This window comes from Streptomyces sp. NPDC058664, assembly GCF_042716635.1.
Lineage (GTDB): Bacteria > Actinomycetota > Actinomycetes > Streptomycetales > Streptomycetaceae > Streptomyces.
This window is the reverse complement of sequence record NZ_JBHXRW010000111.1, coordinates 1-10,267: the sequence shown is the minus strand read 5'-3', so window position 1 is coordinate 10,267 and position 10,267 is coordinate 1. Positions and strand designations below refer to the sequence as shown.

Sequence of the window (10,267 nt, the reverse complement as noted above, 5' to 3'; positions counted from 1 at the left end):
CGCACAACGGCGCAGCTCAAGCGGGTACTGGGAAGAACGTGCCATGACTCGATCCTCTCAAACGATCGAGTCTCTGCCGAACCCGGAACGGTTCAGTCCTCGCCCTCGTCCTGGCGGTGCCCACACGTGGGGCCGCTGCCACGCGCCCGCGCTGCTGACGCGCGAGCGGTCGGACACGCTGACCTGTGCCATTGAGGCCCTGGTCGCCGCGGTGATGACCAGCAGATCTTCTGCGGTGGGCGGGTGTTATGCGGTCAGGGTAGTGGAGGTGAGTATCCGGTGGGCGCGCTGGGTGCCCAGACCCAGGCGTTTGAGGGCCTGGGTTTTGCTGAGGCCGAGGTGGGTGAGGAAGCCAAGTTCGTGGTGGAGCAGATCGGGATTCCAGGGGGGCTGGTTGCTGGGGTTGCGGATGCCGCTGGGTGAGACAGCGGGATCGTCAATAGTTTCGTTGTCCCAGGCCAGCGGTGGTGCCCAGCCCTTGGCCCGGGCGCGCCGGCGGGCGGCGGGGGAGGGGCCTGGCTGGTGGGAGAGCTGTTCCCAGGCGGCCAGGATTGCGCCGCGCAGGGCGGGTGTGCTGCGCGGGCAGTTGGTGCTGGCGAAGGCGGTGAGCATCTTGGTACTGATGCCGCCTGTTGTGCCGATTTTTTCCAGACTCCAGCCGGCCGCGCACAGGGCGCGCAGGCGTCGTAGCAGTCCGGTGTCGGTGACCTGGGTGCGGCGCGGGCAGGCGGGCGGGGGAAGCTCGGCAAGGGCAAGGATGCGCCGGGCTATGGCGGTGTTGATGCCGCGTCGGGGGTCGCGGGTGTGGTCCATCAGGGCGGAGGCCAGGGTGCTGGCGTTGACGCCCGCGGTGCGAGCGATGAAGGCGCAGCTGGCCCGGTCATAGCGCAGCTGCAAGGTGTGCAGGTGATCGATGACCGGCTGCAGATCCATCGTGTCGCTGCGCCGCGCAGCGGCAGCGGCCAGGAGCAGGTGCGGGTCCAGAGCGAGGAGCTGCTGGGCGGCTGCCTGCTGGATACGCCGGGGCCGGCCGGCTGCGACATCGTGCAGTGCGGCCGCCAGGGTGCTGGGCGACATGCCGGCCGCCCGGGCGACAGAGGCCTGCGACAGGGCGGGATGCGCGGCCAACAGCGCCCGCACATGGCGCATGGCCGCGGCGGCGTCGGTGGACTGGCCACCGTACCCGCGCTCACGGCACGGCAGGTCGGCCACCTGGACCGACAGCAGGCGCTGGGCGAGTGCCGGGCTGACGGTGCGCTCTTCACCCTGGTCGCGGCGGGCGTCGTGCAGCAGGGATTTCAGCGTGGAGGAGGCAACACCGGCGTGCCGGGCGATGGCCGCCACCGGCAGATGCGGGCGCTGGGCGATCAGATAGCGCACATGCTCGATGACGGGGGCGGCGGCTGTACGGTCGGCTCGCATACAGAGGTTTCCGGAGGGTTCAGACAGGACGGTCAGGCAGACATGCTGACCGAACTCTACGAGCCGACACGGCAGATGGGGCAATCCGGCGGCCCTGGCAAAACGCCGCCCGGTCAGGCGCCTCACTGACCGGCTGTCTTGCCCCTTTCGCGGCCTCGGCACCTCACCCGCTGATGTTCTCGGCGAGGAAGGGGACAACGCCTGCATGAGCGGCTCGGCCGGTTGTGGTGTGTCCTCGACGGGGTGCCGCTTGGTGTGAGGGGGTGCCGGAGGCCGGGGCCGGGCGGTGGTGGGGTTGGTGTGGGGTGGGTGGGACTTGAACCCACGGCCGACGGATTATGAGTCCGCTGCTCTGACCAGCTGAGCTACCACCCCATCGTACTTTGAGTAGAACATGTGCCCGGTTCTGGTGTCGCCCCGGGGTGAGGAATCGCGGTAGGCGGAGGAGGTTCAAAGCGATGGCCGGACGGGGTCCTGGTGCCGTACGGCACCAGGACCCCTCCCCACGTTCTGACCCCTTTCCCCACCTGTTTCGCAGTGAGGTGCGATGACAGCAGACGACCCGATCAGCCGTCTCGACGACGACTACCCCGCCTGCACGATGGGCCGGGCCGCCGACATGCTCGGCACCGCACCGAACTTCCTCCGCGCCCTCGGCGACGCCCGCCTCATCACCCCCCTGCGCTCCGGGGGCGGCCACCGCCGCTACTCCCGCTACCAGCTGCGCATCGCCGCCCGCGCCCGGGAGCTCGTCGACCAGGGCACCCCGATCGAGGCCGCCTGCCGCATCATCGTCCTCGAGGACCAGCTCGAGGAAGCCCAGCGCTTCAATGCCGAGTACCGCTGTGGCGCTGAAGCGGCCAACCCGGCAACCGCGGCGTGAGACGGTTGCGCGCCCGCCGGACACCGGCGGGCCCCGGGCACCCGTGTCGGGGCGTGAAGCCGAGTGGTCAGCGGTCCACCGCTTTCAGCCCGGACGGGGTCTGTCAATCGAACGGCTCTGTCTCACATTCGGTGGTGACGGATTGTGCACGTTGAGTATGTCCACCTCGCGGAGAGTGCGGACAGCGTCCTGACCTCGATGTTTCGAGGCGGACGGCATCATGCCGGGTCACCGGGCTTACCGCAGCGAACTCTCACTATCGGAGACCAAGTGATCGGCCGGATTCTTGGGGGAGGCCGGCTATGACGGGTGGACCCCGGCCGAGGTGGCCAGGGAGCTCGGCGTCAGTGCCGAGGGCCTGCGCTCGTGGGTCAAGCAGGCGAAGGCCGACCGAGGTCAGGGCCCTACTGGCGCACTGACCAGCGGTGAACGCGAGGAGCTGCGGCGGATCCGCCGGGAGCTGGCCGAGGTGAAGAAGGCGAACGAGATCCTGGTAAAAGCCGCGGCCTACTTCGCGAAGGAAATCGTGAAGTAGGCGCTGTGTGCCGCTTCATCGACGCGGAGAAGGCCACCGAGGACAACCCCGGCGGCTACCCGGCGGCCCTGCTGTGCCGGGTGCTCGCCCTGCCTCGATCCACCTACTACAGCCGGCTCGCGGCACGGCCCGCCGCCGCGCTCCGACAGGCGCAAGAGGAGGATCTGGTGGCTGAGATCCGCGAGATCCACACCGCCTCCCGCGGGGCGCCTACGGCGCCCCGCGGGTCCATGCCGCATTACGCCGAAGCGGCCGCAGGATCAGCCGGCGGAAGGTGGAGAAGACCATGCGGCAGCGCGGCATCCAGGGCATCGCTCGACGCCGGAAACGCCCGCTGACCAGGCCCGATACCAAGGCCGCTCCGGCGCTGGACCTGATCGGTCGCAACTTCACTGCTGACAAGCCGGGCACCAGGCTGGTCGGGGACATCACCTACCTGCCCACGCTCGAGGGCTGGCTGTACCTGGCCACCGTCCTCGATCTGGCCACCCGCGAGATCATCGGATACGCGATGGCCGAGCACCACCGCGCCTGCCTGGTCGTCGACGCCCTACGGATGGCCGCCGGTCGCGGCGGCCTCGAGTCGGACTGCATCATGCACACCGACCGCGGAAACGAGGGCGAATTCAACCGGTCGTCGCAACATCTTGATCACGGAGGTGCGCGATGGGACGAGACAAGCAGTAGAAGGTACGGGAGGCGCGTGCGGGTGCGTGACGCCAGTGGGCGGCGGATCGGGCGATGCGAGCGTCGATGCGTTCACCGGGTCGGCCGGAGCTGTCTCGTGCGGTGCAGCGGGACTTCTGGCGGCGGATCGTGTCGGGAGCGCCGACGGCAGAGGCCGCGGCGGTTGTTGGTGTTTCGTGGCCGGTGGGATCCTGGTGGTTCCGTCACGCTGGCGGGATGCCGCCGATCAGTCTGGATGAGCCCACGGGCCGCTACCTGTCGTTCGCTGAGCGTGAGGAGATCGCGCTGCTGCGCGTCCAGGAGTCAATCGTGAGCATGACCGGTGAGCCCAGCAATAAAGCCGAGCAGATGCGTGCCAGGGCCGAGGAGATGACGGAGCTGGCCGAGCGCACCAGCGACCCGGAGGAACGCAAACACCTGACCGGTCAGGCGCTCCGGCTGAGGGAGTCAAGCGAGAAGGAATCCGGGCAGGCCGGGGGCGGCCTGGGCATGAATCCCCGCTAGCAGGCTTCCCGCCTCTGTCGCGGCGGGGTTTCCGGCCGGCGGCGGCGTGGGCGTTCCCGAGGCTCCTTCTGCTGTCGCCCTCCGAATTTATAGGCCTGTACCCCAGGCCGCGGCCGCCGCTTCGTCAGGGCGCGGGTACCGTCTGGTCACGGGGGATGGGTGCGGGGCGGGCGAACAGGCCTACGGCCTGGTGCCAGGATGTGCGGTGCATCTGCGCCGCGAGATTCTCGGCCGCCTCCTGTGCTGGGCCCGGGCCACGGTGGGGCTGGTGGTGCGGGAGCAGGACCAGCCAGGCGGCTTCCTCGAGAGGGGCGAAGAAGGCCAGATGGACGCGCCAGTGCGGGCGGGAGCGTGCCGGTGGGGTGAGGAAGAGCAGGCCGCGGCCGGTGAACACCGTCCGGGTGTAGAACCCAGCAGCCTCGACGCGGCCGAAGAACGGGTTGCCGGCCCGCCGGGCGGCCAGCCGGACCTGGGAGAGATCATCCAGGCGGAAGGGCTGCTGCAGGTACACGGATCCTCGCATCGGTAACGGACGGCGATGCCGCCCCGGTCTCAGGTGCCCGCGCCAGGGTATTAAGTTCCGGTTTGGGCTGGTGCGGGGCGGTGATGGTCGGCACACTGAGGGGCAGTATCACCCCGCACACCCGGCATGGAGGTGGTGGCGATGCCGAACACCAGCGTGTCGGTCGAGCTGACCCCTGATGGCTATACCGTCACCTGCCCCGGTACGGATGTCACCGGGCACGGCCCCACCGAAACGGCCGCGTGGAGCGACTTCTGGAACGCCTGCCACGCCCAGTGGAAACCTCCCGCCCCCGTCGTCCCGGTTCCGGACGGCCTGAACGGCCCGCAGCGCCGGCGCAAGATCCGCACCCTGCGGGTGCGCGACCTCTTCGGCTGACGGCACCCCACAGCCCACGCTGGGGTGCCATCCCGCACGCGGGACAGCCCGTCACATAGCAGGGAGGCCTGGGATGAGCGCTCATGTCCTCGTGACCTACGGGAGTCGGCAGGCGGTCGCGCAGGTGACCGGCGAGCTCGACATCGCCACCGCACCCCGCATCCGCCAGGCACTCATCGGCGCTGTCCACCGCCACGGGCGGGTCATCATCGATCTGGGCCGGCTCGAGTTCTGCGACTGCGCCGGTCTCAGCGCCCTGATCGCCGCGCAGAACACCGCCCGCGTGCACGGCACCGCTCTGGCCATCCGCAACATCCCGCCCCCACTCACGCGGCTGCTGCGCTGCATCTCCCATACCCTGCCCATCGAGCTGCCGCCCCGGGACGTCGTACCCGCTCACGGGCTGCGTGTCGGCAGCCGGTGACCCCACGCGCTGCCCCTTGCCGGGCACGGCGCTCGCTCAGGCGCAATGCTGGATGTCATGGGTACTCCCACCGCAGGGCTTCCGGTGTGGTCGCCGATGCACGCGTCTATCGGCCCGCTGCCCGGCCCAACCGAGGAGGCGCAGTACGCGTACGAGACGCTGTGGAACGGCGCGCGGGTTCTGATCCGGCTGCCGGGCGACGGCACCATGCGGCTGGTCAGCGCTGCCGGCCGGGAGGTCACCCTCGACTATCCCGATCTCACCTTGCCCAGGGGGCTGTCGGCGCAGATCCGGGCGGTCCTGGACGGCGAGATCATCACTCCCGGCCCCGCGGGGCATCCCTCTGTGGAGCGGCTGCAGCAGCGCATGAGCCTGCACCACCCTCGCGCCGTGGCCGACGCTGCGGCCGAGTTCCCGGCCCGGCTGGTGATCTATGACGTGCTCTACCTGTGGCAGCCCGTCCTGCACCAGCCCTACACCGCTCGCCGCGCCCTGCTCGATGACCTCCCCCTCAGCAGTAACCGGCTCATGGTGCCGGCGGCCTGGCCCTCTATGGCCGGCGAAGCGCTTCAGCAAGCCCTGGACGAGGGCTTTGAGGGTGTCACCGCCAAACGCCTGACCAGCCCCTACCTGCCCGGCCGGCGCACCCGCGACTGGATCAACATCAAAAACCGGCCGCCAACCGCCGGCGAGACCATGGCGCAGTCAGGGTAGCTTTTCTTCCGGCTCGTCCGGTTCCTCACCGGTGCCAGGCTGCTCGCCCCCAGGTGCGTCGCCGTCCGGGCTCTCGTAGTAGCCCAGGCTCTCGGTCAGGGCGAAGGCGTCGACGTGATGCTCGAGCGCGCGCAGCAGCAGAACGGCCAGCTCCTCACCGGGCCACGCGTCCTCCGGGACCGGGCCCAGGAGGTAGCCGGTGACCCACAGCCGCGCCAGCAGGCTGGCGGCCGAACCGCGCAGCGTGCTGAACAGCGCCGGATCCTCCCTGGTCAAAAAGCCGCCCGGCTGCAGTTCCAGGTCTTCGACAAACTGCCAAGCCCGCGCGAACAGTTCATCGGCGTCGTGCTCGGTCTCCGCGAAACGGCAGGCGATGTCATCCAGCCACACCCCGGTCATCACCCCGGCCGTGTGCAGCAGCTCCCGCACCCGCTCCCCATCATCTTCCTCGCACACCAGCAGCTCACCCCGCAGCTCCTCCAGCTCACGCAGCAGCGCTTCGATATCGCGCAGCGTCTCCAGGCGCAGCACCCGTATCCGGTGTGCTGCGCCCTCGTCACCGCCGCCTGTCGGAGCGGACATGCCCCCATCGTGGCCCCGCACGGGACCGCCCGCACATTGGGCGGGTACGCAGCTCAGGGCGTGTCAGTCAGCGGCGCACCGGAGCAATTGGGTGACGCTGGACCCTTACCCTCGCGAGATGTAGGGATGCCGAGATGGGCATGACGGTGGCCAGAGCCAGAAATGTCCGTACGCTGACAGAGAGGGAACTTCAGTACCAGATCAGCTCGCCCACTGGGTCGGTGACGGCCTAGATGTTCACGCCGTGCCGTCGGGCCTTGCTCGAGTAGTCCCGTTCGTGGTCGCCGACCCGGTCGCACTCGGCAATGGTGCCGTCCACCAGGACGTACTCGGGACGTGCTCGGCGCAGTGCCTGCGTGAGGGGTGGCGTTTTTGAGGCGAGGGGTTTGATCACGCTCTGTACATAGGCGTGGGCGGTGCCTTCGCTGATCCGGAAGCCCGCGGCGAGCTTCGCGTAGGTCGTGTGCTCGCGCAGGTAGACTAGGGCGATGATGGCGCGTTGCGAGGGCCGCAGTTTGCAGCGGCGGTCACCTTCACGGGTGAAGATCAGCATCGTGACCCACTCCACGAGCGCGTGCGGCAGGTCGAGTGCGGCAGGATGGGGGGCCAACGAGGCCTCCGGTCACAGCGGTTGAGACGTCAGACATCTCGAACCACTGCCCGAAGGCCTCGCCTGCTATACGCAGACGGCCGTCACTCAATCGGTGACCACCCTGAAGATCCTTACTGATCGAGTCAAGAGGTGGCAAGCCTCTCGCAGGTGATATTTCCGGTCACCTGCCCGGTAAGCCGTCCTGGATTCGTCAGAACAATCAGGACCCCTGTTGCCAGGCCACCCACCTTATTTGGAGTCACCGTCATCTCGCCTCCGGCTGGAAGGTTTTTGTCATTAATTTGTGAAGAAATGAAATGCGGATGACTGTCAGGGCAATTGACCCACTGTAGTAGCATATCTTCTTCTCGGCCGATAGAAACCACGCCGATATCCTTATTGATGGTCACCGGGGTTGGGGAAACCTGCGAGCAGCTATAGTTGGCTTCAAACCAGGAACCCTCGGTATGGCTCATATTGATGACGTCCATTCCAACCCCTGGACCGTTATAATTGTCCTGCGGGAAATCTTGCCGCCTAAATGTCTGGACATTCGGTCCGGTTGTCAGGCTAAAGTTGAGCATACTGGTCCCTATGGGGCAACGCCATTCCCACCATGCCGCAAAGTCGGCTGGAATATTCTCCTTCTTCCCGGGAGCGCCAGTCCCAGCCGAGGCGGGGGTGATTGAAGCGGCCAGCATCCCACCCGCCAGCAGCATTCCAGAAATTACCGAGGCAGATATTTTCGAAATTCTCACAACAGGCTCCTGTCAGTCAGAATCCTCCGTCAGCGATTCACGCCCATCAATGCAAGAACCGCTGGAGCAGCAATGTTGCCAGACGCCTGCAGCCCGCGAGTGAGCAAAAAATGCCCAATAGAGTAACTGCAGAACCGTTTGACGCCGTCGCGCTTTCGGTGGCGACAGAGAGCGAGGGTGGCGTCCGCCGGCAGGAGAGATACCACCGAGATCGTGAGAATGGTCTTTTCGGGGTATCGCTGAGCCTCTTTCATCCTGTGCTGGCGGGTGAAATGGGCTGGTCAGCGGGTGTGGTGATGAGGCAGGGCCTCTCGTCGTTGGCGTGGTGATTCCACTCAGCACACCGGCGGCCGGAGCGGCCCTCCCGCTCTGTCAAAGTGACCCGAGTCGGGCATATTGGGCTTCTTCAGAACGGCCACCGATCGGGTGTCGGCTGCGTCTGCAAGAGCCAAGTCCTGCTGCAGGTCAGAGAGCAGTCAACCTCAGAGGGCCGCTCGCCTTCTGGAGTGACAGCTGAAGGAGCTCATTGAATGATTCATTGAGTCGAGGGTGGAGAAGGAGTGGTGCCCCAGATGGCCAGCACCGACGACCACGGGACCCCTGATCCGCAGGTAGAACCCCGTTCCACGGGTCCGCGCCGGTACTCGGCGGAGTACAAAGCAAGGATCCTGGCCGAGTATGAGACGCTCGACCGGCAGGGCAAGGGAGCCCTGCTCCACCGGGAGGGCCTGTACTCGTCACTGATCACAACCTGGCGGGAGCAACGCGACCGCGGGGCGAAGACGGCGCTCGCCGCGCCGGCGGGGAGACCGAAGGCCGACCCGCGGGACAAAGATATCGCCCGGCTCCAGGCCGAGAATGCCCGGCTGGAGACCGAACTGGGCAAGGCACGCACCGTCATCGAGGTGCAGGGAAACTCTCCGCGCTGCTCGACCAGCTCGCCACGGACAGCGCCATCCGGAACGGCGACAAGAGATGACCGTCCCGACGGACACGGACACGGACTTCGATACCGTTCGCGGTCGAGCTCTGGAGGACCTGACGGGCCTGGTCGGCCGGGTGAAGGCGTGCTCCGCGCTCGGCGTGAGCCGCGGCGTGAGCCGCGGCGTGAGCGGGGACGGCATCCGCGGGCCCTCGGCCAGACCGAGGAGGCCAGGGTCCTTGAGGCGCTGCGCTCGCAGGAGTTCGTCGACATGGCGCCGGCCGAGATCTACGCGGTGCTGCTGGACCGCGGCATCTACCTGTGCTCGGAGTCGACGATGTACCGGATCCTGCGCCGCCACGGCGAGGTCCGCGAAAGACGCCGGCAGGCCACGCACCCGCCACGCAAGAAGCCTGAGCTGATCGCCGAAGGCCCCGACCGGGTGCGGTCGTGGGACATCACCAAACTGAAAGGCCCGGTCAAGGGCAGCTACTACTGCCTCTACACGATCATCGACATCTACAGCCGCTACACCACCGGCTGGATGATCGCCACAGCCGAGAACAAGGAGCTCGCCGAGCAGTTCCTCGCCTCCACCATAGCCAAATACGAGGTGGAACGCGGGCAGTTGACGATCCATTCCGACCGGGGCTCGCCCATGGTCGCCGAGAACGTCGCCCAGATGATGTCGAGCCTCGGCGTCACCAAATCCCACTCCAGGCCGAAGACCTCCAACGACAACCCCTACTCAGAAAGCCAGTACAAGACGCTGAAGTACCGGCACGACTTCCCCGACCGGTTCGGCTGCATCGAGGACGCGCGTGCCTGGTGTGAGCGGTTCTTCGACTGGTACAACCTGGAGCACCGCCACTCCGGGATAGCGATGCACACGCCCTTCGACGTGCACTTCGGCCTCGCCAGGCAGCTGCGCGAGATGCGTGCCGACGTCCTCGCCGGCGTCTACGAGAAGCACCCCGAACGGTTCGTCCACAAGGCCCCCGAGCCACCAAAGCTCCCCACGACCGCCTGGATCAACAAACCCGACGAGCCCCAAACCGACGATCAGATGACCCCGGCACAGCGATAGAACACATCACCTGCCTTGATCACGTTGACAGGTTCCGAACCGTGCAACGACTCCGGACTCACCCCCAGCTCCCGCGCGACCTCCGTCACAGTCCGCCCGGTCGAGTCGACCAGTGCGACCGCGTCCCGCTTGAACTCCGCCGTGTACCGCTTCGTGTACTTAGACCGACCGGCAAATGGATCACTTGAGGCGTCGGGTGGTGGGCCGGTTGTCCCAGCGGTACCGGTTCGCCGATCGTCTGATGAGCATACGGAGC

The 10,267-nt window shown here is 67.2% G+C and carries 13 protein-coding genes, 1 tRNA gene and 2 pseudogenes; 9 read left to right on the top strand and 7 right to left on the bottom strand.

What is annotated here, in order from left to right; genetic code table 11:
* Nucleotides 1-246: 246 nt before the first annotated feature.
* Both ACFWUY_RS39485 and ACFWUY_RS39480 read right to left on the bottom strand, forming a co-directional pair.
* The gene (locus ACFWUY_RS39485; RefSeq protein WP_384121469.1) at nucleotides 247-1,422 is read right to left on the bottom strand and encodes a hypothetical protein; all 1,176 of its coding nucleotides are present in this window, start codon (nucleotides 1,420-1,422) and stop codon (nucleotides 247-249) included.
* Nucleotides 1,423-1,723: 301 nt separating this feature from the next.
* A tRNA-Ile gene (locus ACFWUY_RS39480) sits at nucleotides 1,724-1,797 on the bottom strand.
* A 172-nt stretch (nucleotides 1,798-1,969) separates the two neighbouring features.
* On the opposite strand from ACFWUY_RS39480, the gene ACFWUY_RS39475 reads away from it, so the two are divergent.
* From ACFWUY_RS39475 to ACFWUY_RS39455, 5 genes and pseudogenes are all read left to right on the top strand, one after another.
* On the top strand, nucleotides 1,970-2,305 hold the full coding sequence (locus tag ACFWUY_RS39475) for a MerR family transcriptional regulator (RefSeq protein ID WP_384121467.1): 336 nt from the start codon (nucleotides 1,970-1,972) through the stop codon (nucleotides 2,303-2,305).
* Nucleotides 2,306-2,591: 286 nt separating this feature from the next.
* A complete protein-coding gene (locus ACFWUY_RS39470) occupies nucleotides 2,592-2,840 on the top strand; it encodes a transposase (protein WP_384121465.1) in 249 nt (82 codons plus the stop codon).
* A 5-nt stretch (nucleotides 2,841-2,845) separates the two neighbouring features.
* Nucleotides 2,846-3,178, top strand: coding sequence for a hypothetical protein (locus ACFWUY_RS39465; RefSeq protein WP_384121463.1), 333 nt, complete (start codon nucleotides 2,846-2,848; stop codon nucleotides 3,176-3,178).
* Nucleotides 3,100-3,495, top strand: a pseudogene (locus ACFWUY_RS39460) (DDE-type integrase/transposase/recombinase); the annotation flags it as partial. The gene ACFWUY_RS39465 and the pseudogene ACFWUY_RS39460, both read left to right, overlap by 79 nt.
* A gap of 347 nt (nucleotides 3,496-3,842) precedes the next feature.
* Entirely contained in the window at nucleotides 3,843-4,031 is a 189-nt protein-coding gene (locus tag ACFWUY_RS39455; protein ID WP_384121471.1) for a DUF6381 family protein, read from the top strand.
* A gap of 124 nt (nucleotides 4,032-4,155) precedes the next feature.
* Here the strand turns inward: ACFWUY_RS39455 and ACFWUY_RS39450 are convergent, their stop codons facing one another.
* Entirely contained in the window at nucleotides 4,156-4,542 is a 387-nt protein-coding gene (locus ACFWUY_RS39450; RefSeq protein ID WP_384121461.1) for a hypothetical protein, read from the bottom strand.
* Between the two features lie 153 nt (nucleotides 4,543-4,695).
* Between ACFWUY_RS39450 and ACFWUY_RS39445 the strand changes: the two genes are divergently transcribed.
* The 3 genes from ACFWUY_RS39445 to ACFWUY_RS39435 all read left to right on the top strand — a co-directional run bounded on the left by ACFWUY_RS39445 (nucleotide 4,696) and on the right by ACFWUY_RS39435 (nucleotide 6,070).
* Nucleotides 4,696-4,932, top strand: coding sequence for a hypothetical protein (locus tag ACFWUY_RS39445; RefSeq protein WP_384121459.1), 237 nt, complete (start codon nucleotides 4,696-4,698; stop codon nucleotides 4,930-4,932).
* Nucleotides 4,933-5,005: 73 nt separating this feature from the next.
* A complete protein-coding gene (locus tag ACFWUY_RS39440; RefSeq protein ID WP_384121457.1) occupies nucleotides 5,006-5,356 on the top strand; it encodes an STAS domain-containing protein in 351 nt (116 codons plus the stop codon).
* Nucleotides 5,357-5,413: 57 nt separating this feature from the next.
* The gene (locus tag ACFWUY_RS39435) at nucleotides 5,414-6,070 is read left to right on the top strand and encodes a hypothetical protein (protein ID WP_384121454.1); all 657 of its coding nucleotides are present in this window, start codon (nucleotides 5,414-5,416) and stop codon (nucleotides 6,068-6,070) included.
* Here ACFWUY_RS39435 and ACFWUY_RS39430 read toward each other — a convergent pair.
* From ACFWUY_RS39430 to ACFWUY_RS39420, 3 genes and pseudogenes are all read right to left on the bottom strand, one after another.
* Nucleotides 6,062-6,652: a hypothetical protein gene (locus ACFWUY_RS39430; RefSeq protein ID WP_384121452.1), complete on the bottom strand. Its 591-nt coding sequence runs from the start codon at nucleotides 6,650-6,652 to the stop codon at nucleotides 6,062-6,064. The genes ACFWUY_RS39435 and ACFWUY_RS39430 overlap by 9 nt on opposite strands.
* Before the next feature lie 232 nt (nucleotides 6,653-6,884).
* Nucleotides 6,885-7,262, bottom strand: a pseudogene (locus ACFWUY_RS39425) (transposase family protein); the annotation flags it as partial.
* A gap of 125 nt (nucleotides 7,263-7,387) precedes the next feature.
* Nucleotides 7,388-8,002 carry a hypothetical protein gene (locus ACFWUY_RS39420; RefSeq protein ID WP_384121448.1) on the bottom strand — a complete coding sequence of 205 codons (615 nt, stop codon included), beginning with the start codon at nucleotides 8,000-8,002 and terminating at the stop codon, nucleotides 7,388-7,390.
* Nucleotides 8,003-8,574: 572 nt separating this feature from the next.
* Between ACFWUY_RS39420 and ACFWUY_RS39415 the strand changes: the two genes are divergently transcribed.
* A complete protein-coding gene (locus ACFWUY_RS39415) occupies nucleotides 8,575-10,011 on the top strand; it encodes an IS3 family transposase (RefSeq protein WP_384121446.1) in 1,437 nt (478 codons plus the stop codon).
* On the opposite strand, the gene ACFWUY_RS39410 is transcribed toward ACFWUY_RS39415, so the two are convergent.
* On the bottom strand, nucleotides 9,987-10,267 hold a 281-nt coding region (locus ACFWUY_RS39410), incomplete at its 5' end, for a transposase (protein ID WP_384121444.1). The genes ACFWUY_RS39415 and ACFWUY_RS39410 overlap by 25 nt on opposite strands.